Genomic DNA, 25,747 nt, shown 5'->3' with positions numbered 1-25,747 from the left:
TCAACTGAATGAGTCCACCATACGGCGATTTACTTGAGCCGTCAACTAAATGTGAGCCGTCCCGTCCATCCGCCCAGGATCGGTTCCGGGTCCGCGCCCAGGACGTCGGCCAGCAGTGTGGCGTACACGTCGCGGAAATCGGTCGTGTGCCGCAGGTCCCCGTCGTCGAGGTCGGTGAGGCTCGGTGCTTCGCCGTACCGGCCGCCGGGGATGCCGGCGCCCAGCATCAGGACCGAGGAGGCCGTGCCGTGGTCGGTGCCGTCCGACGCGTTGGCCCGCACCCGGCGGCCGAACTCCGAGTAGACGACCACCACCACCTCACGGTCGGCCATCCGTTCCACGAACGCGGAGAGCGGCGCGTCCAGGCTGGCGAGGATCGCTTCCTGGGCGCCCTTCTCGTCGGCGTGCAGGTCGAAGCCGCCGAGCGAGACGGAATAGACCCGGGTGGCGGCCCCCGCCTCGATGCACCGGGTCACCAGTGCGAGCTGCCGGTCCAGCGCCGGGGCCTGGCCGCCGGTCGCCGTGGCCGGCTGCTCGTCCCCGCCGGCCTCCTCGTCCTCCTCCGGCGCGGTCTCGGCCACGAGGTCCCGCACGCGGACCAGGTCGGCGAAGCACGCCGCGGCGCGCGCCCGCTGCGGTGACTCGCCGGCCGACGGCGTGCCCAGACCCGTCAGGATTCCGCTCGTGACGCCGGCGGGCAGGTTCAGCGTCCCACCCGGCACGGTGGCGCCCGCGCTGGTGGCCCCCGCCAGCAGTGGGGGCAGCGCCGGCTCGAACGACACCGCCAGCCGGGGGTCGCCGCCGGCGGTGTCCAGCCACCGGCCCAGCCAGCCGGTCGTGTCGGGGCGCTCCGGGCTCGCCGTCTGCCAGATGTCCATGGACCGGAAGTGGCTGCGGTCGGGACGCGGATAGCCCACCGACTGCACGATGGCGAGGCGGCCGGCTCCGTAGAGCTTGTGCAGGCCCTTCAGCGCGGGGTTCAGGGCGAGGTCGCCGTCCAGGGTCAGGACCTCGTCCGGGCCGTAGGCCAACGACGGCCGGTTCTCGGCGTACGCCGGGTCCGCGTACGGAATGACGGTGTTCAGCCCGTCGTTCCCGCCGTAGAGCGTGACCAGCACCAGGGTGCGCCCAGCCGGCTCCTCATCGTGAAATCCCAGGATGTCCCGCAGGCCGTAGGTGGTGGCTCCGGCGGCGAGGGCACCGGCCGCGACCACGCCGCTCGCGGTCAGGAACCGGCGCCGGGTGATGGTGTCCATGTCACTTCCTCCTCAGTGGACGGCGTACTCGGGGCTGGCCAGTCCCAGGGTCAGCAGCAGGCGCGGATCGTCGGCGGCCCCCGCGAGCACGGCCCGCGTGCGTGCCGTCCACCCGTCGACGACGAGCAGCCGGGCCAGCGCGTCAAGCCGGTCCGTGCGGGCCGCGCCGGCGAGCCCGTCGACGGCCTCGGGCGCGAGGGCGGCCAGGGCCCGCCCGGACGCGAGCCGGTCCCGGGTCGAGGACGTGGTCAGCCACGCCGTGCCGGCCGGCCAGCCGCCGACGCTCGGCGGCCGGAACGGGACCTGGCCCAGCGCGCGCAGCCCGCCGAGGATCCGGGCCCGGCCGCGCTTCGGGTCGACGCCCAGTTGGCGGACCGCACCGACCATCCATTCCACCGGTTGCTTCACGAGCCGGCCGCGGGTGTCCACGAAGGAGGGATCGCTCACCAGGGCGCGCAGCATGGCAACCGTGGACGCGCCCCGCGCCACCAGCCGGGCGGTCGTCGCCGCGTCCGGGGCGGTGTCCGCGCCGTACCGCGCCCAGAGGCGGCCGGCGAGGAACGGTAGATGGGCGGGATGGGCCACGAGCAGGTCGGCGTACGCGTCGGTGTCGAACGTGCCGGTGCGGCCGAGCAGGGTGACCGGCGACGGATCGTGGCGCCGCGCGACGAGGGTCGCCGGTCCGCCGGTCCGCTCCGCCCGCCAGCCGGTGAGCACCCGGGCGCCCGCCTTCACGTCGGCCTCCGTGTAGCCGGCGCCGACGCCGAGCGTGAACAGCTCCATGAGCTCGCGGGCGAGGTTCTCGTTCGGCGCCCGACGGGTGTTGCGCTGCCCGTCGAGCCAGATGATCAGGGCGGGGTCGCGCAGCATCGCCCGGACCAGCGGGCCGGTGCCGCCCGCGCCGTAGCGCCGCAGCGTCGCCTGCTGGTCCAGCATCAGCGCCGCCGAGCGCACCTTGCGGACCGACGTCGCCCAGTGCCCGTGCCAGAAGAAGGTGAGCTTCTCCGCGGCGCCGGCCTCGGTGATCATTCGGCCGACCCACCACTCGAGGGCGGCGGTGGCCTGCCGGCGGGCGTCGTCGCGGCCCTCCTTGCCGGGCCGGAAGGCACCGACTTCCGGCGGCGTGGCGCGCCCGGCGGGGGCGAGAACCTTGTCGAGCGTCGCCGGCACGCCGGCCCGCGCGGCCGCGTCGACCTCGGCGGCAGTGGGTCCGAACGTCAACCGGCGAAGCAGGTGGGAAACCGTGCTGCGGTCCGTCATGGTGGCGACGCTAGGCGCGCGGTGTCAGCGGGCGGTAAGGACCGTGTTCGGTGTACGTCCGGACCGGCCGCAGGAGCGAGCCGGGGCAGCCGGGTCCACTGCGCCTGTGACATTGTCGCAGGTCAATGCTATTTCGAAGGATGCATTCGAGGTTTGCCCACTGAGGACATTGCGCCCGATGGTCGGGCGCTGGCAAGCTACGCGGTGTCGTGCATGCGCCGCTCACCGTGACGGTCTGCGGTAACTGCGCCCTGCCAGTGCCCGTACCCCCGTGGCCGCCGGCCACCGCGACCGGCGGTCATTCCGTCATGCCCTAGGGGAATCCCGTGCCGTCATCGCAGCTCCCGCTCGCCGATGACCTGTACCTCGCCGCCCACGACTCGCCCCGGGGCCGCTGCCTGCTGAGCGATGCCACCCTCGGCCTCGGGCTCGCCGCCGGGCTGCTCGCCGAGCTCGTCCTGTGGCGGCGCCTCGACGTGCGCGACAACCACATCGTCGTGATCGACGACGAGCCCACCCGGGACCCGGCCACCGCCGCCGTTCTCGGCCAGTTGCTGCGCGAGCCCGGCCACCGCCGGATCCGCGACTGGATCTCCTTCCTCGCCACCGGGGTCGCCACCGACCTGGTCGAGCGTCGTCTCGCCCGGGCCGGTCTGGTGCACCGCAAGGAGAAGCGTGGGCTGCTCGGCACCAGGGTCAGCTTCGTGCCGGCCGACTCCTCGACCGCCGGCTGGCCCGGCACCCGGATCCGCGTCGCCGCGACTCGAGGCGAGATCCTGGACACCTCCGACCTCGTGCTGACCGGGCTGGTGCTGGCCACCGGCCTCGACCAGCACGTGCTGATCACGCTCGAGCCCGGCGAGCGTGACCACCTGTTCGACCAGCTCCGCAGGCGCCTACCGGCGATGTTGCAGCACCTCGTCGGCCACGCAGAGGCCGCCGTGGGTGACGCCGTGATGGCCCGGCGGGCCTGACACCCCTCCCCTCCACCCCCCTTGGAGACCCCGTGTCCGCAACCACCACCTCGGCCAGACCCAGTCAGCTCTCCACCGCCCTCGCCCGCGACCGCCTGGGCGTGGCGGCCGTCGTCTTCTTCGTCATGTCGGCGGCCGCGCCGCTCACCGTGGTCGCGGGGGTGGTGCCGACCGGGCTGGCCGTCACCGGGCTCACCGCGATCTCCATCGCCTTCCTCGCGGTCGCCGTCGTGCTGGCCGTCTTCGCGGTCGGCTATGTCGCCATGGCCCGGCACATCGCGAACGCGGGAGCGTTCTACGCCTACATCGCCCAGGGGCTCGGCCGTCCGCTGGGCGTCGGCGCCGCGTGGGTCGCGCTGCTGGCCTACAACAGCTTCCAGCTCGCCTCGTACGGCGGCTTCGGCGCGATCGCGTCCCCGCTGTTCGCCGAATGGTTCGGCGTCGACGTCCAGTGGTGGGTGATCGCGCTGGCGGCCTGGGCACTGGTCGCGGTGCTCGGTGTCCGCGACGTCGCGGTCAACGGCAGGGTCCTCGCCACCCTGCTGGTCGCCGAGATCGTGCTCGTGGTCGTCTTCAGCTTCGCCGACCTGTTCACCCCCGACTTCGTGGCGTCGGCGGCTCCGATGGACGTCGGCAGCCTGGCCGGTGCCGGCGCCGGTGCGCTGCTGGTCATGGCGGTGACCGGTTTCGTCGGGTTCGAACAGTCCGTGGTCTTCAGCGAGGAGTCGCGCGACCCGCGCCGGACGGTGCCCCGCGCCACCTACATCGCCGTCGCGCTCATCGCGGTCCTGTACGCCTTCTCCGCCTGGGCGATGATCTCCGCCGCCGGTGGGCGGGCCGTCGAGCGGTCCGCCGCCGAGGGCCCGGAGCTGTTCTTCAACCTCGCCTCGGTCCAGCTGGGCACCTCCGCCCTGCACCTGGGCCACGCGCTGTTCCTGACGTCGCTGATCGCCGCCATGATCTCGTTCCACAACATCATCGCCCGCTACACCTTCTCGCTCGGGCGCGAGGGGGTGCTGCCGCGGGCGTTCGGGCGCACGGTGCCCGGCACGGGCGCGCCCAAGAACGGCTCGCTCGCCCAGTCGGCGCTCGGCCTGGTGGCCATCCTGCTCTACGCGATCATGGGCTGGGACCCGCTCGTCCAGCTCTTCTTCTGGGGCGGCACCACGGGCGGCATCGGCGTGCTGCTGCTCATCACGATCACCTCGGTCGCGGTGATCGGCTACTTCACCCGCCACCCGTCCGGCGAGGACGGCTGGCACCGCGTCGGCGCCCCGGCGATCGGCACGGTGCTGCTGCTGGTGATGTCGTACCTGGCCGTGACGAACATCGAGACGCTCTTCGGCGTCGCGCCCGGCTCCTCGCCGACCTGGGTGGTGCCGCTCGCGTACGGGATCCTGATGTGCGCCGGTGTGCTCTGGGCCCTGATCCTGCGCCGCGCCCGTCCCCGTGTCTACGACGGCATCGGCCTCGGCGCGCGCGGCGCCTCCACCTTCTCGTTCACGGAGGCCGTCAAGTGACCGCGATCCGCTCCGCCACCGCCGCGGAGATTCCGGCCGTCGGTCGCCTCATCGGCCAGTCCTTCGACCACCTCCCGCAGAACCGCTCGCTGGTCCCGGACGAGGGCGAACGCCTCGCGGTGATGACCGCCTTCTTCCGACTGCTGTCCGAGTCGGCTCACGAGGGCGGCGCGGTCGACGTCGTCGAGGACGCGTCGGGCCGCCTCGCCGCCACGGCGGTGTGGTTCGACCGCACCCGCGACCTGCCGGAGATCCCCGCGTACGAGGAAAGGCTGGGAGCGCTCGCGGGCCGCTGGATGCCGCAGTTCGAGGCCCTCGACGAGCTGCTGGAGAAGCATCACCCGCAGGAGCCGCACTGGCACCTCGCCTTCCTCGCGGTCGACCCGGCCCACCAGGGCGCGGGGCTGGGCAGCGCCCTGATGCGGCACACCCACGACCGCCTGGACGTGCCGACCTATCTGGAGGCGACCAACGCCGACAACGTCCGCCTCTACCGCCGCCGCGGCTACACGGACATGTCGCCGTTCGACATCCGCCTGCCGGACGGCACGCCCTTCTTCCGCATGTGGCGTCCCTGACCCCCGCCCGGCGCCCCCGACGGACAGCATGACCGTCGGGGGGCGCCGTGGCGCTGGTATCACCGTCAGGTGACTGATCCGATCACCACGGTCGTCGGCGCCGTCCTGCGGATGGGCGCCGAGCCGGCGAAGACGCGGGCGATGCGCGACGCCCGGGTCGTCAAGCTGCTCAAGGCCGTCGGGCTGGCCGGCGACGCCGCACCGCCGGACTTCGAGAGCGTCTACGCGCGCACCATTGTGGAGTACTGCGCGTTCAAGCCGGCCCCGGTGGTGCGCCTGTTCGCGGACGTGTGGGTACGCAAGGCGTTCCGCCGCTCGTTCGAGCACGGGGACTGGGACCGGGTCCGGACCGAGCTGTCCGAGACGATCGACCGCAACCGCGAGACCGGCGACCACGGCTTGCGCGACCGGGACGCCGCGGAGCTGGACGGCTTCGTCGAGGAATTCCAGCGGCAGGTACGGCGGACGCGGCGCCCGGCGGAGGTCGCGGCCGAGCAGAAGATCGATCTGATCCTGGCCCGGATGGACGATATCCGGGGAGCCGAGAACGCCTACCGGGAGCAGCTCGAACCCGCCCGTCGGGCGATGACGACCCTGGAGAAGCTGGCCGCCGACATCGACGAGTGGCTCGACGCGGTCGGCTACCGGGTCGCCGAGCGGCTGGGTGACACCTGGGTGGTCCGGGCGCCGATCACGCCGGGTCGTCCCGGCCGACTGGCCATCATGGCAGTGGACACCGAACTCACTCCGGCACAGGTCGAACGGGCGATGGCCCTCAAACAACAGGTTCGGGCGGAGGGTGCCTGGATCGTCGCGCCGCGCCGGATCAGCCCGGCGGCCCGCTCGTGCGCCGCCCGCGACGCCTCGGTGCTCTGCCTGACCTTCGACGATCTGGTGGACCTGGCGGTGGACTTCGAGCCGTACGTCGACTGGCTCGACGCCGAGGTCGAGCGGCGCGGACTCGTCGGCCGCTACGTGCGGCTGTCGTGCACGCGGGACGACTCGGCCGAAGGCGTCGAGAACGGGGTCAGCATCTACGACTGGCGCGCGGGCGGCCTGGACGAGTACGCCCGCCGCTGGCTCGACGACCCCGCCAAGGAACACCTGTCGGTCATCGGCGCGTTCGGAAGCGGGAAGAGCTGGTTCAGCCTGCACTTCGCCTGGGAGCAGGCACAGTTGTGGCGGGAGTCCCGGGACCGCGGTCTGCTGCGGGCCCGGATCCCCCTGCTCGTTCCGCTGCGCGACTACGCGAAGGCGGTCGACGTTGAGGCGGTGATCTCCAAGTTCCTCTTCGACCGGGATCTGCGGCTGGGCACGCGGGTGTTCCGCTACCTCAACCGGACCGGCCGGCTCTTGCTCATCTTCGACGGCTTCGACGAGATGGCGGCGCGGGTGGACCGGCAGACGATGGTGGAGAACTTCTGGGAGCTGGCCACCGTGGTCGAGCCCGGGGCCAAGGTGCTGCTCAGCAGCCGTACCGAGCACTTCCCGACGGCGGAGCTGACCCGCCGGCTGCTCAGCGGCGAACTGCACGCGGCCGTCGCGGCGCCCGGCGGCGAGACGCCGCGCTTCGACGTCGCCGAGATTTCCATGCTGGACGACGAGCAGATCGATCGGGTGCTGCGCGGGCGCACGAACGACACCCATGTCATCGAGACGATCATGTGGGACCCGAACCTGCGCGACCTGCTGCGCCGCCCGGTCATGGCGGATCTCGTCCTGACCGCGCTGCCGGAGATCCGCGCCGGGGAGGCCGTCGACCTCGCCCACATCTACCTGTACGCGATCCGCCACAAGCTGGACCAGGACATCCGGGCGGAGCGGACCTTCACCAGCCGGGCGGACAAGCTGTACTTCCTCTGCGAACTGGCCTGGGAGATGGTCCGCACCAGCACGCTGGAGATCAATTTCCGGGAGATCCCCGACCGGCTCCGGGCCTACTTCGGCCCGGCGATCGCCGGTGAGCGCGAGCTCGATCACTGGGAACACGACATGCGCACGCAGACGCTGCTGATCCGCAACGCGGCGGGTGACTACACCCCGGCCCACCGCTCCTTCGTCGAGTGGCTGGTCGCGTACACGTTCGCGGGTGAGCTGGGCATCCTGGACGGCCCGTACCTCGACCTGCTCGGCCCGGTCGACCCGGACGGGGTGGAGGCCACGTGGTCGGCCTACTTCACGGCCCGCGGGCCCGGCGGCAGCCTGCCGGCGCTGAGCAGGCTCGTCCCCGAGTCGGTGGGCCGGCTGCGGGAGCGCTTCGGCGACCGGCCCCTGGACCCGGCCGTCGTCGAGTTCCTACGGGCCATGGCGGAGTCCGGTCCGGACGGCTCGGCCGCCCTGGAGCGGGTCGCGCGCTCCACCCGCGGGCTCGCCGAGGCGGAGTCGGGTCAGGTGGGATCGAACTGCCTGCGCGTGCTCGCCGACACCGGCCGCGCCGTGGAGGTGGCCGGGGCCGCGCTGCACGGGCTCCGCAGGCACGAGGTGTCGTCGCTCGACGGAGCGGACCTGCGGGGTGTCGAGGTCCCCCCGCGCGGCCTCGAGGGCGTCTCACTGCGGGGAGCCGACCTGCGCGGGGCCTGGTTGGACGATTCGGTGTTGCGGGTGGATCTGCCACTGGATGTCACGGTGACGCCGGCCGGCGCGATCGCGGCGACGTCCCTGCGCGAACTGATCGCCTGGCCCGACGGCGACCTGACGGGCGAGCCGCGCCCGCTCGTCTCCCGCAGCGGCGTGCTGCTGACGAAGACGCGACTCCTGCATCCGTTGGCCGGCTCGACCGTGTACTCCGGCATCGCCGGCCCGGGCATGGTCGATCTCAGCACCGGTGAGACCACCTCCGTGAGCGCGATGCACTGGACGGTGGCCATCGAGTGGCAGGGAGTGCCCGCGATCCTGACCGAGGGCGTGGAACTGGACTTCTTCGCCGTACGGTCCCGGTCCGACCTGCACGTCATGGGGTGGGTTCCGTATCCGGACCACGACGATCGGCGTCCCTGGGCGGGCATCACCTATGCCGAGGGCGGTGGGATCCGGCGCGTCCGGCACGTCGGCCATTCCCTGTTCGTCGACGCCTTCGACGAGCAGGGCGGCTGGCGTCTGGCCGGGGCGTGGGTGCTCGCGCCCGGGCACCAGGTCAGGGTCGAGAGAGGCTTCGTGTGGGTGAGGCCCGATTCCGGTCCGCCCGTCCTCATGGACCTCGCCGGTGAGCCGTGCTGGTCGCCCGACGCGGCGGAAGAGTTCCCGTCCGGCGCACTGCCGTTTCTGGTGTCGGCGGTTCTGGACACCGTGGTCGTCGCCCAGGACGGGGAACTGGCCGGCTGGCCGATGCCCGCCGGTAAGCCCCGGTGGCGGGTCCCGGTGCCGCTGGGGGTGCACCGGCTCGCCGCGCATCCGGACGGTGCGACATTCCTCTACGTGGCCGAGTCGGGCGAGGTGGGGCGGCGGCGGATCGACGACGGCTCCCTGGTCGCCCGGCGCCTGCTGACCGACAGGTTCCAGGGCGCCCGCTTCTCCCGCGACGCCGGGTTGAGCGCCGCCGCGCTGGACGTCCTCGCCCTCGGCGGGGCGGAGATCTCCTGACGGCGCTCAGCCGGCGGAGAGGCTGAGCTCGAAGCTGTAGCGGCTGGCGCGATACACGTGTGAGCCGTACTCCAACGCCCGCCCACCCGCGTCCCAGGCCGTCCGGGTCATGGTCAGCAGCGACGCGCCCCGCTTCTCGGTGAGGATGCGGGCCTCGGCGGCGCCGGCCGAGCGGGCGCCGATGACCTGCGTCGCTATCCGGGGCTGGTAACCCGCCCGGCGCAGCAGTTCGTAGAGGCCGTGCGCGGCCAGGTCGCGCTCCTCGAGCTGGATGAGGTCGAGCGGGATCGCGTTGTGCATCAGGGCGAGCGGCTCGCCGCCGGCGTAGCGCAGCCGCTCGATCCAGGTGACCTCGGTGCCGGGGGAGAGCTCGAGGGCCGCGGCCACCTCCGCCGGGGCAACGATCACCTCGAGCCGCAGCACCTCGGTGCGGGGTTTGCGGTCGGCGCTGACCAGGTCGTCATAGAGGCTGGAGAGCTCGACCGGGCGCCGGACCTTCGGGTGCACCACCTGCGTGCCCACGCCACGCTTGCGCACGAGCATGCCGCGTTCCACGAGGTACTGGATCGCGCGGCGGGTCGTCGGGCGGGAGACGCCGAGTCGTTCGGCGAGGTCGACCTCGTTCTCGATGCGCGCGCCGACCCCGATCTCGCCGGCCTCGATGAGCTCCTGCAACCGGCTGGCGACCTGGAAATAGAGGGGCACGGGGCTGGTCCGGTCCAGCTCGAGCGGTCGGACCGCAGCGCGCGACGCGGGCTGATCAGGTGCCACAGGTCCTCCTCACTATGTGAGTTTGTCAGAACAAAGTATTGACGGGAAGGCCCTCACGTTATTACATCGATCCAGCCGGGGCACCCCCGCACACACCCTTCTCCTCGCGCCGTACACCGCACGGCATCGCCGCTCGCTCCGACCGCTTCCACAAGGGGGACGCATGCCCGCAGACGAGGTACTGACGATGGGACGTATCGGCGTCGACCTGTATCCACAACAGGTCGGAGTGTCGCTGCGCGACGTCCGTACGTTCTCCAAGTTCCTCGGCGGCAGCCCGACCAACGTCGCGGTCGCCGCGGCCCGATACGGCCGGCGCAGCGCGGTCATCACCCGGACCGGCGACGATCCGTTCGGCGCGTACGTCCACGACGCCCTGCGGTCCTTCGGGGTGGACGACCGCTACGTGAGCCCGGTGCCGGGCCTGCCCACCCCGGTCACCTTCTGCGAGATCTTCCCGCCCGACGACTTCCCGCTCTACTTCTACCGCTATCCCAAGGCTCCCGATCTGGAGATCGACGAGTCCGAGCTGGACCTCGCCGCGATCGGCGCGGCCGACATCTTCTGGGTCACCGGCACCGGTCTGTGTCAGGAACCGTCACGCACCGCGACGCTCACCGCGCTGCACGCGCGTGGCCGCGTCGGCATCACCGTGCTCGACCTCGACTACCGGCCGATGTTCTGGGAGTCGCGCGAGCAGGCGCGGCGCTGGGTGCAGGAGGCCCTTCCCTACGTGAGCGTCGCCGTCGGCAACCTCGACGAGTGTTTCACCGCCGTCGGGATCCGTGAGCCGCGCAAGGCCGCCGACGCCCTGCACGACCTCGGCGTCGAGCTCGCCGTCGTCAAACAGGGCCCGGATGGCGTCCTCGCCTCCCGCGCGGGGCAGGAGGTTCAGGCGGCACCGATACCCGTCAAGGTGGTCAACGGCCTGGGCGCCGGCGACGCGTTCGGCGGCGCGTTGTGCCACGGCCTGCTGTCCGGCTGGGACCTGGCGCAAGTCCTGCGCTTCTGCAACGCCGCGGGCGCCGTCGTCGCCTCGCGGCTGGCCTGCGCCGACGCCATGCCCACCGAGGCCGAGGTGCGCGAGCTGCTCAGCACCGGAGCGAGTCATGACTGACGTGCGCGAGATCGTCGCGGCCCGCGTCGACCGGCCGTACGCGATCGCCTCGGCCGCCAAGCGGCGCCGCCGGCCCCCGTCCTGGCGCGGCGAGCACGGCCGCCTCATGATCATCGCCGCGGACCACCCGGCCCGGGGCGCGCTGCGGGCCGGCGCCGACGCGCTGGCCATGGGCAACCGGGCCGACCTGCTCGCTCGCCTGTGCGCCGCCCTGGAACGCCCCGGCGTCAACGGAGTGCTCGGCACCCCCGACATCCTCGAGGACCTGCTGCTGCTGGGCGCCCTCGACGACAAGGTGGTCATCGGGTCGATGAACCGCGGCGGGCTCGCCGGCACCAGCTTCGAGATCGACGACCGGTTCACCGCGTACGACGCGGAGAGCGTCGCCGCCTGCGGGTTCGAGGGCGGCAAGATGCTGCTGCGCATCGACCCCTCCGACGCGGGCACGGTGACCACTCTGGAGGGCTGCGCCCGGGCGGTGGGCGACCTCGCCGGGCGCAAGCTCATGGCGATGGTCGAGCCGTTCATCTCGCACCGCTTCGACGGGCGGGTCCGCAACGATCTCACCCCGGACGCGATGATCCGGGCGATGACCGTGGCCGCCGGGCTGGGCACCACGTCGGCGTACACGTGGCTCAAGGTGCCGGTTGTCGACGACATGGAGCGGGTGATGGCGGCGACCACGCTGCCCGCGCTGATCCTCGGCGGCGAGGTGACGGCGGACGCCGGCGCCGCGTACGCCCGGTGGGGCAAGGCCCTGTCGCTGCCCACGGTGCAGGGGCTGGTGATCGGGCGCAGCCTGCTCTACCCACCCGGCGACGACGTGGCCGGCGCGGTGGATCGGGCGGTGAGTCTGCTGTGAGCCATCTGTTGCGCCGCGGCGAGGCCGGGGCCAAGCCGTTCGACCTGATCGTCACGCCGGAGAGCGCCGGCTGGGGATTCAGCGGCCTGCGCGTGCTCGACCTGACGATCGGGCAGCGGGTCAGCTTCACCACCGGCGACGCCGAGACGCTGGTGGTGCCGCTCGTCGGTGGCTGCGACGTCACCTGCGACGACGAGCGGATCACGCTGACCGGGCGCCGGTCGGTCTTCTCCCGCGTCACCGACTTCGCCTACCTCCCGAGCGGGTCCGCCGTGACCATCCGGGCGGGCAACGGCGGCCGCTTCGCCCTGCCGTCGGCGCGCACGACCCGGCGGCTGCCGTTCCGCTACGGCGCCGCCGAGGACGTGCCCGTCGAACTGCGCGGGGCCGGCCAGGCCAGCCGGCAGGTCAACAACTTCTGCACGCCCGAGTCGTTCGAGGCGGACCGGCTCATCGCCGTGGAGGTGCTGACGCCGGGCGGCAACTGGTCGTCGTACCCACCGCACAAGCACGACGACCCGGGCGCGGGCGAGACCGCACTCGAGGAGATCTACTACTACGAGGTCGCCGGTTCGCCGTCGGGTGCGCCCGGGGTCGGCTACCAGCGGGTGTACGGCCACCCGGGCCACGACATCGACGTGTGCGCCGAGGTGCGCAGCGGCGACGCGGTGCTGATCCCGCACGGCTGGCACGGCCCATCGATGGCCGCCCCCGGCTACGACCTCTACTACCTCAACGTCATGGCCGGGGCGGGGGAGCGCCGGTGGCTCTTCACCGACGACCCGGCGCACACCTGGGTCCGCGGCTCGTGGGGCCACCAGGAGATGGACCCCCGGCTTCCGCTGACCTCCGTCACGGAGAGGAGACGACCGTGAGGCTCACCGTCGCCCAGGCCGTCGTGCGGTTCCTGGCCAACCAGTGGACCGAGCGCGACGGCGTCGAACGGCGCGCGATCGCGGGCACGTTCGGCATCTTCGGGCACGGCAACGTCGCCGGCGTCGGGCAGGCCCTGCTCCAGGCGCAGCGCACCGGCGACGCCGACATGCCCTATCACCTGGCCCGCAACGAGCAGGCCATGGTGCACGCCGCGGTCGGCTACGCGAAGATGAGCAACCGCCTCTCCGCGATGGCCTGCACCGCCTCCATCGGTCCGGGCTCGACCAACATGCTCACCGGTGCCGCGCTGGCCACGGTGAACCGCATCCCGGTCCTGCTGCTGCCCAGCGACGTCTTCGCCACCCGGGTGGCCGCGCCGGTGCTGCAGGAGCTGGAGGACCCGCGCTCCTACGACGTGTCGGTCAACGACGCGTTCCGCCCGCTGTCGCGTTTCTTCGACCGCGTGTGGCGGCCCGAGCAGCTGCCGTCCGCCCTGCTCGCCGCGATGCGGGTGCTGTGCGACCCGGCCGAGACCGGCGCGGTCACCCTGTGCCTGCCCCAGGACGTCCAGGCCGAGGCCCACGACTTCCCGGACGCCCTGTTCGCCCGGCGGGTGTGGCATGTCGCCCGCCCGGTGCCGGAGCCCGCCGCGCTGGCCCGGGCGGCCGACGTGATCCGCGCCGCCGAGCGTCCGCTGGTCATCGCGGGCGGGGGAGCCGTCTACGCCGAGGCCTCGGCGGAGCTCGACGCGTTCGCCCGGGCCACGGGCATCCCGGTCGCCGACACCCACGCCGGCAAGGGAGCGCTGAGCTGGGACCACCCGAACTCGGTCGGCGGCGTCGGCTCGACCGGCACTCCGGTCGCCAACCAGCTCGCCCGTGAGGCCGACGTGGTCATCGGCGTCGGCACCCGTTACAGCGACTTCACGACGGCCTCGCGGACCGCGTTCGCCAACCCGGGCGTGCGTTTCGTGAACCTCAACGTGGCGGCCTTCGACGCTCACAAACAGTCCGCCACCGCGCTCGTGGCCGACGCCCGCGCGGGACTCGCCGCCCTGACCGAGGCCCTCGACGGCAAGCGGTTCGACCTGGACTTCGCCGAGGACGTGGCGGCGTGGCAGGCCCGCGTCGACCGGGCCTACCACCTCGGCCACGGCCCGCGGCCCGCGCAGAGCGAGGTGATCGGCGCGGTCAACGAGGCCTGCGGCGAGCGCGACGTCGTGGTCCAGGCGGCCGGCAGCATGCCCGGCGACCTCCAACTGCTGTGGCGGGCCCGGGACCCGAAGCAGTACCACGTCGAGTACGGCTACTCCTGCATGGGCTTCGAGATCGCCGGCGCGCTCGGGATCAAGCTGGCCGATCCGACCCGTGAGGTGTACGCGCTGGTCGGCGACGGCTCGTACCTGATGATGTCGCAGGAGATCGTCACCGCCGTGGCCGAGGGCGTCAAGCTCGTCGTGGTGCTGGTGCAGAACCATGGCTTCGCGTCGATCGGCGCGCTGTCGGAGTCGCTCGGTTCGCAGCGCTTCGGCACCAGCTACCGCTATCGCGGCGCCGACCAGGACTACGACGGCGGCCTGCTGCCCGTCGACCTCGCCGCCAACGCCGAGAGCCTGGGCGCCGCCGTGATCCGCTGCCGCACGATCGCCGACCTCACCGAGGGGCTCAAGCGGGCCCGCGAGGCCGACCGGCTCACCGTCGTGCACATCGAGACCGATCCGCTGTCACCGGTGCCCTCCTCGGAGTCGTGGTGGGACGTCCCCGTCGCCGAGGTCTCCACGCTGACGAGCACGCGGGACGCCCGGGCCACCTACGACGCCGCCAAGCGCGGCCAGCGCCTGTACCTCTAGAAGGGAACCAGCGACGTGTCAACCATCGAGCACTGGATCGGCGGGCGCCTGACCACCGGCGCCGCCACCCGCACCGGCGACGTCTTCAACCCCGCGACCGGGCAGCGTCAGCACGAGGTGGTGCTGGCCGCACCGGCCGACGTCGACGACGCGGTGGCGGCGGCGAAGGCCGCGTTCGCCTCCTGGAGCCAGGCCTCGCTCAGCGCCCGTACGAAGATCATGTTCAGCTTCCGCGAGCTGGTGAACGCTCACGTGAAGGAGCTGGCCGAACTCATCTCCGACGAGCACGGCAAGGTGCTCAGCGACGCGGCCGGCGAGGTGCAGCGCGGCCTGGAGGTCGTCGAGTTCGCCTGCGGCATCCCGCAGCTGCTCAAGGGCGAGTACTCCGACCAGGCCTCCACCGGCGTCGACGTGTTCAGCTTCCGCGAGCCGCTCGGCGTCTGCGTCGGGATTACCCCGTTCAACTTCCCGGCCATGGTGCCCATGTGGATGTACCCGGTCGCCATCGCCTGCGGCAACACCTTCGTGCTCAAGCCCAGCGAGCGCGACCCGTCCGCGGCGAACTTCGTCGCGGACCTATGGCGGCGGGCCGGGCTGCCGGACGGCGTCTTCAACGTCGTGCACGGCGACAAGGTGGCGGTCGACGCGCTCCTCGACCACCCTGACGTCGCCGCGGTGTCCTTCGTCGGTTCCACACCGATCGCCCGCTACATCCACCAGAAGGCCTCGGCGTCCGGCAAGCGGGTCCAGGCCCTCGGCGGAGCCAAGAACCACGCGATCGTCCTGCCCGACGCCGACCTGGAATTCGCCGCCAACCACCTGGCCGCCGCCGCGTTCGGCTCGGCCGGCGAGCGCTGCATGGCCATCTCCGCCGCGGTCGCCGTCGGCGGCGCGGGCGATGCCCTGATGGACATCGTGACCCGCAAGGCGCACGAGGTGGTGGTCGGTCCGGGTCGCGACCCGCGCAGCGAGATGGGCCCGGTCGTCACGGCCGCGGCCCGCGACCGCATCGAGACCCTGATCGGTACGGGTGAACAGCAGGGCGCGAAGGTGCTCGTCGACGGCCGCGGCCTCAAGGTCCCCGGCCACGAGAACGGCTTCTTCGTCGGCCCCACCGTCCTCGACCACGTGGGCACCGGCATGGACGTCTACACCGAGGAGATCTTCGGGCCGGTGCTGTCGGTGGTGCGCGCGGACAGCGTCGAGGCCGCCATCGACCTCGTCAACGCCAACCCCTACGGCAACGGCACGGCCATCTTCACCACCAGCGGCGAGGCGGCACGGCGGTTCCAGCGCGGGGTCACCGTCGGCATGATCGGCATCAACGTGCCGGTGCCGGTGCCGATGGCCTACTACTCCTTCGGCGGTTGGAAGGACTCCCTCTTCGGCGACAAGCACATCCACGGCCCCGAGGGCGTCTCCTTCTACACCCGCGGCAAGGTCGTCACCTCCCGGTGGCCGCACGTCGAAGCCGCGCACGGCGCCTCCCTGCACTTCCCCACGTCGAGCTGAAGGACGGTGCCATGACCCCCTCGATCCGCCGCCTCCGGCTCGGCAGCTGCCCCGACTCGTGGGGCGTCTGGTTCGCCGACGACCCGCGGCAGACGCCCTGGCCACGGTTTCTCGACGAGCTGTCCGGCGCCGGCTACCGCTGGCTCGAGCTCGGACCGTACGGATATCTGCCGACCGACCCGGCGCAGCTGCGCGACGAACTCGCCCGGCGTGACCTCGTCTGCGCCGGCGGCACCGTCGCCGGCGTCGGCGGCCCGCACAAGGACTTCGCCGACGTGGTCGCCGAGACCCGCAAGGTGGCCGAGCTGACCCGGGCCCTGGGCGCCCGGAACCTGATCTTCGTCCCGGTGCCCGGCTACCGCGACGACGTGACCGGCGCCTACCACGAGCCCGCCGAACTGAGCCCGGAGCGCTGGCGGACGCTGGTGGACAACAGCAACACCCTCGGCCGGATCCTCGCCGAGGAGTACGGCCTCGCGATGCGGTTCCACCCGCACGCCGACTACCACGTCGAGACCCAGACGCAGACCGAACGGTTCCTCGCCGACACCGACCCTCGGTGGGTGTCGCTGTGCCTCGACACCGGCCACCTGGCCTACCGGCGGGCGGACGTGCCGTCCCTGATCCGCAAGTACCCGGACCGGATCGGCTACGTCCACATCAAGCAGATGGACCCGGCGATCGCGGCCCGCGCCGCCGCCGAGGACCTGCCGTTCGGCCAGGCCGTGGCGCGGGGCGCGAGCGTCGAACCACCGGCCGGCGCCCCGGATGTCCCGTCCGTGCTGACGGCGCTCGAAGAGCTCGACGCCGACCTGTTCGTGGTCGTCGAGCAGGACATGTATCCCGTCGACTTCGACGAGCCGCTCCCGATCGCCACCCGCACCCGTGCCTACCTGAACTCCGTCTCCACCTTTGAGGAAAGGGCCCATCGATGAGAACACGCCGATACCTGATAGCGCTCGTGGCGGTGATGACCCTCGGGGTCACCGCGTGCAGCGGAGGCGGCAAGGAGAAGACCGATGACACGACGGGCGGCGGCGGCAACGCGCCGGGCAGCTCGGGCTACACGATCGCGTTCGTCACCCACGAGACGCCGGGCGACACCTTCTGGGACAAGATCAAGTCCGGTGCCCAGCAGGCGGCCAAGGACCAGGGCGTCACCCTGAAGTACTCCAACGACCCGGCGGCCGACAAGCAGGCCGTCCTCATCCAGAACGCGGTCGACTCCAAGGTCAACGGCATCGCCACCACGCTGGTCACGCCGAACGCCCTCGCCGGGGCCGTGAAGTCGGCCACCGACGCGAAGATCCCGGTGGTGGGCCTGAACTCCGGCATCGATGACTACCAGAAGCTCGGCGCGTCGATGTACTTCGGCTCCGACGAGACCATCGCCGGACAGAGCGCGGGCCGACGCCTCGCCGAGGCGGGCGCCAAGCATCCGCTCTGTGTCATTCACCAGGCCGGCTCGGTGGCGCTCGAGGCCCGCTGCGCCGGCGTCAAGAGCGCCGTGCCGGGCACGGAGAACATCCAGGTCAACGGCACCGACGACTCCTCCGTCGTGTCCACCCTGCAGGCGAAGCTGGCGCAGGACAAATCCATCGACTCCATCGTGACCCTGGGCGCGCAGATCGCGCAGGACGCCCTCAAGGCGAAGGACGCCTCCGGCAGCACGGCGAAGCTCGTCACCTTCGACCTCAACGCCGAGATCGCCCAGACGATCCAGGATGGCAAGATCGAGTTCTCCATCGACCAGCAGCCGTACGTCCAGGGCTACCTGGCCGTGACCTCGCTCTATCTCTACCTCAAGAACGGCAACGACATCGGCGGCGGCAAGCCCGTGCTCACCGGCCCGTCCTTCGTCGACAAGAACAACATCGCGACCATCCTGCCCTTCACCAAGAACAACACGCGCTGACCAGGCCCGCGGAGGCCGCCGGTGCGGCCTCCGCGGCGACGTCCGAACGGAGTTCCTCCATGAGCCACAGCGTGCAAGCGGCGCCTCCCGTCGCGGTGCCGTCGCGAATAACCCGGAGCCTGCCCCAGCGGCTGCTGGCCCGTCCCGAGGTCGGCGCCCTGGTCGCCGCCGTACTCATCTTCGTCTTCTTCCTCGCGATGGCACCGGCGTTCCGGTCCGCCGAGTCCTTCTTCACCGTGCTCTACCAGTCCTCGACGATCGGCATCGTCGCCGTCGGTGTCGGCATGCTGATGATCGGCGGCGAGTTCGACCTCTCCGCGGGCGTCATCACCACCAGCGCGGGCCTGGTCAACTCCATGTTCTGCTGGTACTTCGGGATCAACCTGTGGGTCGGCGCGCTGCTGTCGCTGGTCTTCTGCCTGTTCGTCGGCTTCGTCAACGGCTACCTGGTGATGAAGACCGGCATCCCGAGCTTCCTCATCACGCTGGGCACCTTCTTCGTCCTGCAGGGCGCCAACCTCGGCCTCACCAAGCTCGTCACCGGCTCGGTCTCCAGCACGGACATCAGCCAGATCGACGGATTCGGGTCGCTGAACAAGATCTTCGCGTCCAGCTTCAAGGTCGGCCCCGTCACCGTGTGGATCACCGTGATCTGGTGGGCCCTCTTCGTCGCGCTCGCCGCCTGGATCCTGCAGCGGACCCGCATCGGCAACTGGTTCTTCGCCGTCGGCGGCGCCCCGGACAGCGCGCGGGCGGTCGGCGTGCCGGTGGTCAAGACGAAGATCGGCCTGTTCATGACCGTATCGTTCCTCGGCTGGTTCGTCGGCATGCACACGCTCTACCGGTTCAACACGCTGCAGGCCGGCAACGGCGTCGGCAACGAGTTCCTCTACATCATCGCCGCGGTCGTCGGCGGCACGCTGCTCACCGGCGGCTTCGGCAACGCGATCGGCGTCGCCATCGGCGCGTTCATCTTCGGCATGACCAGCCTCGGCATCGTCTACGCCGGCTGGGACCCCAACTGGTTCCGGGCCTTCCTCGGCGTCATGCTGCTGCTCGCCGTGCTGGTCAACCTCTACATCAAGCGCATGTCGACCGCCCGGAAGGTGGGCTGAGCCATGACCGACACCCTCGCGGACCACGCCGACAGCGGTCTGAAGAAGGGCGAGCCGCTCATCGAGATGGCCGACATCGGCAAGTCCTACGGGGCGATCCGCGCGCTGCGCGGCATCGGCCTGCGGGTCAACGCCGGGGAGGTCACCTGCGTGCTGGGCGACAACGGCGCCGGCAAGTCCACCCTGATCAAGATCATGTCGGGACTGCATCCGCACAACGAGGGCACGCTGCGCGTCGACGGCCAGGAACTGACCTTCTCGTCCCCCCGGGAGGCCCTGGACCACGGCATCGCGACCGTCTACCAGGACCTCGCCGTCGTGCCGCTCATGGAGGTCTGGCGCAACTTCTTCCTCGGCTCCGAGCTCACCGCCGGGCGGTTCCCCCTGGCCGGCCTCAAGATCCGCGACATGAAGCGGATCGCCGACGAGGAGCTGCGCAAGATGGGCATCGTCGTCAAGAACATCGACCAGCCGATCGGCACCCTCTCCGGCGGCCAGCGGCAGTGCGTCGCGATCGCCCGGGCCGTCTACTTCGGCGCCCGCGTCCTGATCCTCGACGAGCCGACGGCCGCGCTCGGCGTCAAGCAGTCCGGTGTCGTGCTGAAGTACATCGCCGCCGCCCGCGACGCCGGGCTGGGCGTCGTGTTCATCACCCACAACCCGCACCACGCGTACCTGGTCGGCGACCACTTCGTCATCCTCAAGCTCGGCGCCACCGTCCTCGACAAGACGCGCGAGGAGGTCGGCCTCGACGAACTGACCGCCCAGATGGCCGGCGGGGACGAGCTCGCCGAGCTCTCCCACGAATTGGGGCGATGATGCTGAAGGTAGGAGTCGTCGGCACGGGGATGATCGGTCAGGACCACATCCGGCGGATGACCACGGTGCTGGCGGGGGTCGAGGTCACGGCCGTCACCGATGTGGACGTCGAGACCGCCAAGCGGGTCGCCGCCGCACTGCCGGGCGCGGTCGTGCACGGCAGCGGCGAGGATCTCATCGCCGACCCGGGCGTCGACGCGGTCGTCGTCTGCTCCTGGGGACCCACCCACGAGCAGTACGTGCTCGCCGCCATAGCGGCGGGCAAACAGGTGTTCTGCGAAAAGCCGCTCGCCACCACCGAGGAGGCCTGCCGACGCATCGTCGAGGCCGAGGTCGCTCACGGTCGGCGGCTGGTCCAGGTCGGATACATGCGCCGGTACGACGCCGCGTACCGCGCGCTGAAGGCGGTGGTCGACAGCGGCCGGATCGGTACGCCGCTGATGATGCACTGCGCCCACCGCAACGCCGGGGTGCCGTCCTTCTACTCCAAGGAAAGCGCCATCACGGACACGGCGGTGCACGAGATCGACATGGTGCGCTGGATGTTCGGCGAGGAGATCACGGCGGTGCGCGTGCTCGTACCCCGAAAGAGCCGCAACGGCGGCGACCTGCAGGACCCGCTCCTGCTCATCATGGAAATGGCCGGCGGCGCGATCGTCGACGTCGAGATCTCCGTCAACATCCGGTACGGCTACGACATCCGCGGCGAGGTCGTCGGCGAGGACGGCACCGCGGCGCTCGGCGAACTCAGCCCGGTGGCGGTGCGCGTCAGCGGCCAACTCGCGGCGCCGGTGCCCGCCGACTGGCGGGAACGGTTCCTCCGGGCGTACGACATCGAGCTCCAGGAATGGATCGACTCGATCGCCACGGGCGGCCCGCCGGTCGGCCCGAGCGCCTGGGACGGCTACGCCGCGGCGGTGGTCTCGGACGCGGGCGTCGCGGCCCTGCGTGGGGGAGAGCGGGTCGACGTGTCACTGATGCCGCGCCCACCCCTCTACGAGGTGGCCTCGTGAAGATCGCCCTCGACCCGTACATGCTGCGCACGGTGCCCCTGCTCGACCTGCCCAGCCGGGTCGCGGGACTGGGCTACCACATCGGGCAGGGCGAGGTCGACTGGGACCTGTTCTTCCGTACGCTGCACGAGGTGGGATTCGACGGAATCGCCACGGTGTGCGTGTTCGCGTGGGAGGAACGGGCGGACGACAGCTGCCGGCACAACCTCGCTCAGGTCAACCACTACCTGCAGAAGTACGCCGTGTCCGCTCAGGTCAGTGCCGCCTCGTGGCTCGGCGGCGGCTGAGCCGACGCGGTCCGCTCCGACACGCCCTTGGCCAGCAGATACCCGACGATCCACAGCTCGCCGACGGTGGCGGGCACGGTGAGAACCTGGGCCCCGGCCGCGAGGTCGGGGACGAGGGAGGCGACGACAACGCTCAGGATGTAGCCGAATCCGCCGGCGATGAGAATCCAGCCGAGCGGCCGCGGCAGATAGCCGGAGCGGCCGACCAGCCAACCCATCGGCAGCAGCCACAGTCCGAAGAACACGCCCGCCAGCCGGAACACCGCGCCGTTGAGGTCGTAGAGCAGCAGCGCGTCGTCGGCCGACGTCACGCCCCCACGAAGCGCGACATCGAGTGCCGTGGCCGAGAACGTCACGGCCACCAGGATCAGCACGCAGTTCACCAACCCGAACGCGGCGATCGAGCCCGCCGCGACGGGGTGGACCGGCCGGAACAGCTTCCAGAACCCCACCGCGGTGACGGCCTGGGTGAGCACCATGACGAGATCCACGACAATGCCGAGGCGGGCGAGCCCCTCGTGCGCGATCAGGTTCGCGGCCGTCCGCGCGGCGTCGTCGGGCACATAGAGCCGCTCGCGGATCAGCAGAAAGCCGAGCATGCCGGAGATGGCGAGGCCCAGATAGGCCAGGCCGGTCATCCGGGCGGTGCGTCTGGTGTCGGTCACGGAACTGCCTCCAGAGGAGTGGATGGTCGGGTGGAACCGCGAATCAGTCCCGCGGCGCGTCGTACTGAAAGACCGCGTCGAGGGGTAGGCCGAAGACGTGGGCGATCTGAAATCCCAGTTCCAGCGAGGGCGAATACCGCCCCTGCTCGATGGCGATCACCGTCTGGCGCGTCACGCCGAGGTGTCTGGCGAGGTCGGCCTGCGTCATCCCGCCGGCCTCCGTGCGCAGTTGCCGGATGCGGTTGGTCACCCGGGTGGGTTTGGGGCTCATCAGAAGCCCCGCCGATACAGCCGGATCTTCGTCGCGGCCGCCACGAGCGCGCCGACCGTGCCGAACAGGAACAAGAGGTTCCCGATCCAGAACGTGGCGGCGTCGAGCATCGCCAGCACGAGCGCGCCGCCGAAGCCGACACTGATCACACCCATGGAAGCCCGCCAACCGAGACGGCCGATCTCCTGGTCGCGGACATCGGAGGTCACCTCACCGCGGCCGGCCGGAGGACACCCGCCGCGCCGAAAAGCCCCGGCGATGACGGTGACCACGATCGAGAGGAGCACCGAACCGGCGATCGACAGGCCCATGGTCCACAACATCGGCGTCACCCAGGAGACCTCCTCGGCCGGTCGCGCCAGCAGCCGGGGCACCATCAGCGCGAAGTAGGCGCCCGACGACACGGCCACGGTGACCAGCGAGGCCCAGACCGCCCGCTCCTCGGCCGTCGTCGGAATCGGCTCATCGTCATCGATGCGCGTCTCGTCCGTGACCATACGTTCCTCCGATGTCAAAAATCTTTAACACGCAGACTGTATGGGCGCGCGAGTCGCCAAGTCAAATATTTTTGACATCGGGAGGAAGGTGGCAGGGTCAGGCGCCGGGTTCTTGGCTCGCCGCCTCCGGACGATGTGCGGTCTCGGCCGTACAGACGAAAGCGACCCCGACGAGGTCTCTTCTTCGTCTGGCGCGCCCGCCGGTCCGCCAGCAGCGGATCCTCCGGCCGGGCGCGACGGATCAGGCCACGAAGCGGGTGCGTCGCCGGCGAGCGCGTCGATGCCGCCCTTCTTCTCGGCCCACTCAGGGGTGTGCAAGCGGAAGATCACCGGGTTGACCTTGCCGGCCGTCGCGTCCGGCTCGACGGATGCCTTGAAACCGACTCCGGTCTGAGCTTGTGCTTAATCCGTGCGCCGGGGTTTGGTGCCCTTCTTGTGGTGTGTTGGCCACCGGTGGGCCTGGCCGGTGACCAGGATGAGTCCCACGTCGTGACGGGTGGCGGTGTGCCGGTTGCGGGAGCCTGGCGGGCGTCCGGGGCCGGGCCTGCTGGGTTTGGGTGCACGCGCTGGTGAGCCGCTGGTCGCGCGGAGGTTCCGAAACCCCCGCCGCACCCGGGCCGGGTGAGCCGTTCCGGCGCCATCGGGCGTTCCCAAGGCCGGCGCCGGTCCTGGGCGAGGGGCCGGGCGAGACGCAGCTGAGTATGCGCGGCCAGGATCAGCCAGTCCAGCGGTCGGCGGCGGCCGGCTCGCGGAGTTGCGGAGTGGTCCAGCCGAGCGTCTGCTTCAGCATGCGGAAGGTGTGCTCGATGTCGAAGCGGCGCAGGAACGCCTGCCAGCACCGGTCGACATCGCCGTCGGTAGCGTCGACCTTGGACCACCACAGCCAGACCGGCTTCGGGTCGCCGCGGCTGGGCAGGTGATCGACGGTGAGCCGAATGACCGTGCCCTCGATGATCGGCAGCGCCTGGTGATCGATGGGATCCGGTTATGGCCACCCCAGCGCCATCGATCGCTCGGCAGCGAGCACTGCAGTTGGAGATGACCTTGCTTGCCATACTGCCCACATGGGAATCCCGCGGGTCGTGGACTTAGCCGAGGTCGATGAGGCAGGTGCCGGGCGGCTCCTTGACGTGATGGAGATGCTTCTCGGCATCCTGTCCATGGCGAGTTGGCCTCACGGCCCAGCTGACGCGATCGCGGTGCCGCCGGGCCAAGGCGAGGAGTGGCGGTTGACCCACGCCATTGGGCTTTGGGAGTCCGGCAACGCTGCTCGACATCTGTTGGTCGCCAACGGAAATCCTGCGGAGCGGACGTATGTCCCCATCACCCCGGAGTACCTGTACCGGCTCGGCCTACGCCGCCGTGCCGGAGTTCAGCTGCAGGGCGAACCGGCGCCGAACACGGGACTGCAGGCAGCGTGGATCGCCAGGCAGGTCAACAGCCTGGGGGCAACGAGCCTCCTCCTCGCTGTCACCCCTTACCACCTGCCGCGGGCGTACCTCACCGTGCTCAAGGCGTTGAGCACGGCCGGTACGCGGATACCGATCCTGCCGTGCCCGGTCCCGGTTGCACCTGAGGCGGCCACCCCGGAGACCGGTGTCGGTCACCATGAGCTGCTGCCCGGCGAGGCGCACCGGATCTTGCACTACGCCGCTCTTGGGTGGGTTGCCACCCTGGAGGAGTTTCGGGACTACCAGGACTGGCTGTGGCACCACTGCCAGTCCGAGGCGCGCTGAACAGGACTGCTTGAACCATCCTCGCCAGCACCGCGCGGCAATGAGGTTAACGTCAAGCTGAGTGCTTGTCTCTCACCCCGCTTTCGCTGGTGAAGGGCATCAACGCGCGGGTGATCGGACTGATCGCGTTCGTGATTCCGTCACTGTGACGCCACATCGAACGGTCAATTGGCCGGATCGCGGGAAGCCCGCCGCGATGCCGGAGTTGCTGAGGCTTCTGCGGGCGTTGGAGCGAGAGATCACCCGCGCGCGAGATGTGGTGAGGACATCGCAGGACACCTGTGTAGGCGTTGTCGGCCCACATCAGGGTCAGTTCCGGGTTGATTTTGCAAAGCTCGGACAGCAGCTCGCGGGCGGCGTCGCGGTGGGTGACGTCCGCCGGGGTCACCTTCACGGTCACGAGCAGGCCCTTGGTGTCTACGTTTAAGTGCTTTTTTCTCCCATTTATGAGCTTCGCTCCATCGAATCCGCGAGCCTTCCGGCTGACGGTCTCCGCGGCTTTGACGCTCTGGGAGTCGATTTGGACCCACTCGTCGTCGGGCAGCTTCTGCGGGTGCGGGATGACCGTGCTGCTCAGAAGCCGGGGCCGCGGCGATCCGGGACCGGCTATGCCGGACCGCCCGCCCAATGCCGCGCTCGGCCCGCCGACGAGCAGAACATCCTCGAATCCCGGGCCGCCGCCGGCAACCGGTCACCACAGACCGGACACCGCCGCGGCGGCTTCTCCGCCGAGCGCCCAGGCGCCGCGGTCGGCTGCGGGACTAGCGACAGCCAGCCCTGGGTACCGCGCTTCATACCGCTCACATCGCGAGCGTAGAACCGACACCAACCCGATCGTGAAGCACCAGAGGCGGGCACTCCGTGACGTCGGCACAGGCAGCGAGGCGCGGCCGGTCGTAGCAACTCTTTCAGGTCGGGAAGGCGAACACGTCGAGCAGGCCGGCGTCCCACGCCGTGCGCATCGCCGCGGCCGCGCTGGCGTGCCGGGTCTTGTCCAGCTCGGGATGGCGGCGTCCCTGGCGGCGTGAGGTGACGATGAGCAGCACCTCGCCGTCGGGCGGGCTCACCCCGTGGCCGGGCCCGCCGTTCGGGTCGCTCCCCTCGACGGGCATCGTGGTCACGTGGTCCCACACCGGGTCCACGCGGATCACTATCCACCACGGGCCGCGGCCCATCGTGAGGTCCACGCCCGCGGGCGGCTCGCCGCCCGGGCCGTAGACGTTGTGGCCGGACAGGTCCTGGCTCACGACGATCTCCTCTGCCGCTTGGCGTGGC

The 25,747-nt window shown here is 71.0% G+C and carries 23 protein-coding genes and 2 pseudogenes; 16 read left to right on the top strand and 9 right to left on the bottom strand.

Translation table 11 applies throughout. The annotated features are described in order from the left end of the window. Positions 1-41: 41 nt before the first annotated feature. Positions 42-1,256 carry a DUF1501 domain-containing protein gene (locus AB0M36_RS29105; protein WP_364163619.1) on the bottom strand — a complete coding sequence of 405 codons (1,215 nt, stop codon included), beginning with the start codon at positions 1,254-1,256 and terminating at the stop codon, positions 42-44. A 12-nt stretch (positions 1,257-1,268) separates the two neighbouring features. Next, on the bottom strand, positions 1,269-2,516 hold the full coding sequence (locus AB0M36_RS29100; protein WP_364163616.1) for a DUF1800 domain-containing protein: 1,248 nt from the start codon (positions 2,514-2,516) through the stop codon (positions 1,269-1,271). A gap of 326 nt (positions 2,517-2,842) precedes the next feature. Between AB0M36_RS29100 and AB0M36_RS29095 the strand changes: the two genes are divergently transcribed. The 4 genes from AB0M36_RS29095 to AB0M36_RS29080 all read left to right on the top strand — a co-directional run bounded on the left by AB0M36_RS29095 (position 2,843) and on the right by AB0M36_RS29080 (position 9,167). Next, complete coding sequence (locus AB0M36_RS29095) at positions 2,843-3,490, top strand: GPP34 family phosphoprotein (protein WP_364163613.1); 648 nt, start codon at positions 2,843-2,845, stop codon at positions 3,488-3,490. A gap of 32 nt (positions 3,491-3,522) precedes the next feature. After that, positions 3,523-5,010 (top strand): APC family permease, encoded by a 1,488-nt coding sequence (locus AB0M36_RS29090; protein ID WP_364163610.1) that lies wholly within the window; start codon positions 3,523-3,525, stop codon positions 5,008-5,010. Next, positions 5,007-5,588, top strand: coding sequence for a GNAT family N-acetyltransferase (locus tag AB0M36_RS29085; protein ID WP_364163607.1), 582 nt, complete (start codon positions 5,007-5,009; stop codon positions 5,586-5,588). Before AB0M36_RS29090 ends, AB0M36_RS29085 begins: the two co-directional genes overlap by 4 nt. A gap of 69 nt (positions 5,589-5,657) precedes the next feature. Beyond that, positions 5,658-9,167: an NACHT domain-containing protein gene (locus tag AB0M36_RS29080; protein WP_364163604.1), complete on the top strand. Its 3,510-nt coding sequence runs from the start codon at positions 5,658-5,660 to the stop codon at positions 9,165-9,167. 6 nt (positions 9,168-9,173) lie between these two features. On the opposite strand, the gene AB0M36_RS29075 is transcribed toward AB0M36_RS29080, so the two are convergent. After that, complete coding sequence (locus AB0M36_RS29075; RefSeq protein WP_364163601.1) at positions 9,174-9,938, bottom strand: GntR family transcriptional regulator; 765 nt, start codon at positions 9,936-9,938, stop codon at positions 9,174-9,176. A 163-nt stretch (positions 9,939-10,101) separates the two neighbouring features. Between AB0M36_RS29075 and iolC the strand changes: the two genes are divergently transcribed. From iolC to AB0M36_RS29020, 11 genes are read left to right on the top strand one after another with little or no spacing between them, the layout of a single operon-like run. After that, a complete protein-coding gene (iolC, locus tag AB0M36_RS29070; protein ID WP_364163598.1) occupies positions 10,102-11,055 on the top strand; it encodes a 5-dehydro-2-deoxygluconokinase in 954 nt (317 codons plus the stop codon). Beyond that, entirely contained in the window at positions 11,048-11,917 is an 870-nt protein-coding gene (locus AB0M36_RS29065) for an aldolase (protein ID WP_364163595.1), read from the top strand. Before iolC ends, AB0M36_RS29065 begins: the two co-directional genes overlap by 8 nt. Beyond that, the gene (iolB, locus tag AB0M36_RS29060; RefSeq protein ID WP_364163592.1) at positions 11,914-12,792 is read left to right on the top strand and encodes a 5-deoxy-glucuronate isomerase; all 879 of its coding nucleotides are present in this window, start codon (positions 11,914-11,916) and stop codon (positions 12,790-12,792) included. The genes AB0M36_RS29065 and iolB overlap by 4 nt, the downstream gene beginning before the upstream one ends. After that, the gene (gene iolD / locus AB0M36_RS29055; protein ID WP_364163589.1) at positions 12,789-14,642 is read left to right on the top strand and encodes a 3D-(3,5/4)-trihydroxycyclohexane-1,2-dione acylhydrolase (decyclizing); all 1,854 of its coding nucleotides are present in this window, start codon (positions 12,789-12,791) and stop codon (positions 14,640-14,642) included. Before iolB ends, iolD begins: the two co-directional genes overlap by 4 nt. Before the next feature lie 15 nt (positions 14,643-14,657). Continuing rightward, complete coding sequence (locus AB0M36_RS29050; protein WP_364163586.1) at positions 14,658-16,154, top strand: CoA-acylating methylmalonate-semialdehyde dehydrogenase; 1,497 nt, start codon at positions 14,658-14,660, stop codon at positions 16,152-16,154. Positions 16,155-16,165: 11 nt separating this feature from the next. Continuing rightward, positions 16,166-17,089, top strand: a complete 924-nt coding sequence (locus AB0M36_RS29045; protein WP_364163583.1) for a TIM barrel protein — start codon at positions 16,166-16,168, stop codon at positions 17,087-17,089. Then, positions 17,086-18,069 carry a sugar ABC transporter substrate-binding protein gene (locus tag AB0M36_RS29040; protein WP_364163580.1) on the top strand — a complete coding sequence of 328 codons (984 nt, stop codon included), beginning with the start codon at positions 17,086-17,088 and terminating at the stop codon, positions 18,067-18,069. Before AB0M36_RS29045 ends, AB0M36_RS29040 begins: the two co-directional genes overlap by 4 nt. Before the next feature lie 59 nt (positions 18,070-18,128). Then, positions 18,129-19,184 (top strand): ABC transporter permease, encoded by a 1,056-nt coding sequence (locus tag AB0M36_RS29035; protein WP_364163577.1) that lies wholly within the window; start codon positions 18,129-18,131, stop codon positions 19,182-19,184. Positions 19,185-19,187: 3 nt separating this feature from the next. Then, positions 19,188-20,003: an ATP-binding cassette domain-containing protein gene (locus tag AB0M36_RS29030; protein ID WP_364163574.1), complete on the top strand. Its 816-nt coding sequence runs from the start codon at positions 19,188-19,190 to the stop codon at positions 20,001-20,003. Then, positions 20,000-21,016, top strand: a complete 1,017-nt coding sequence (locus AB0M36_RS29025; protein ID WP_364163571.1) for a Gfo/Idh/MocA family oxidoreductase — start codon at positions 20,000-20,002, stop codon at positions 21,014-21,016. The genes AB0M36_RS29030 and AB0M36_RS29025 overlap by 4 nt, the downstream gene beginning before the upstream one ends. Beyond that, positions 21,013-21,303: a hypothetical protein gene (locus AB0M36_RS29020; protein ID WP_364163569.1), complete on the top strand. Its 291-nt coding sequence runs from the start codon at positions 21,013-21,015 to the stop codon at positions 21,301-21,303. Before AB0M36_RS29025 ends, AB0M36_RS29020 begins: the two co-directional genes overlap by 4 nt. Here the strand turns inward: AB0M36_RS29020 and AB0M36_RS29015 are convergent. From AB0M36_RS29015 to AB0M36_RS29000, 4 genes and pseudogenes are all read right to left on the bottom strand, one after another. After that, positions 21,267-21,968: a DUF4386 domain-containing protein gene (locus AB0M36_RS29015; protein ID WP_364163566.1), complete on the bottom strand. Its 702-nt coding sequence runs from the start codon at positions 21,966-21,968 to the stop codon at positions 21,267-21,269. The two genes, AB0M36_RS29020 and AB0M36_RS29015, sit on opposite strands and share 37 nt — an antisense overlap. 43 nt (positions 21,969-22,011) lie before the next feature. After that, entirely contained in the window at positions 22,012-22,239 is a 228-nt protein-coding gene (locus tag AB0M36_RS29010; RefSeq protein ID WP_364163563.1) for a helix-turn-helix transcriptional regulator, read from the bottom strand. After that, a complete protein-coding gene (locus tag AB0M36_RS29005) occupies positions 22,239-22,736 on the bottom strand; it encodes a hypothetical protein (protein ID WP_364163560.1) in 498 nt (165 codons plus the stop codon). Before AB0M36_RS29005 ends, AB0M36_RS29010 begins: the two co-directional genes overlap by 1 nt. A gap of 402 nt (positions 22,737-23,138) precedes the next feature. After that, a pseudogene (locus AB0M36_RS29000) lies at positions 23,139-23,697 on the bottom strand (transposase); the annotation flags it as partial. 103 nt (positions 23,698-23,800) lie between these two features. Between AB0M36_RS29000 and AB0M36_RS28995 the strand changes: the two are divergent. Next, complete coding sequence (locus AB0M36_RS28995; protein WP_364163557.1) at positions 23,801-24,472, top strand: hypothetical protein; 672 nt, start codon at positions 23,801-23,803, stop codon at positions 24,470-24,472. Between the two features lie 52 nt (positions 24,473-24,524). On the opposite strand, the pseudogene AB0M36_RS28990 reads toward AB0M36_RS28995, so the two are convergent. Both AB0M36_RS28990 and AB0M36_RS28985 read right to left on the bottom strand, forming a co-directional pair. Then, positions 24,525-24,992 (bottom strand): annotated as a pseudogene (locus tag AB0M36_RS28990) (transposase); the annotation flags it as partial. 388 nt (positions 24,993-25,380) lie between these two features. After that, a complete protein-coding gene (locus AB0M36_RS28985) occupies positions 25,381-25,719 on the bottom strand; it encodes a hypothetical protein (RefSeq protein ID WP_364163554.1) in 339 nt (112 codons plus the stop codon). Positions 25,720-25,747: the final 28 nt, after the last annotated feature.

This window comes from Actinoplanes sp. NPDC051346 (assembly GCF_040682215.1).
In the GTDB taxonomy this organism is placed as follows: Bacteria; Actinomycetota; Actinomycetes; order Mycobacteriales; family Micromonosporaceae; genus Actinoplanes.
This window is presented reverse-complemented; position numbering and strand designations above follow the sequence as displayed.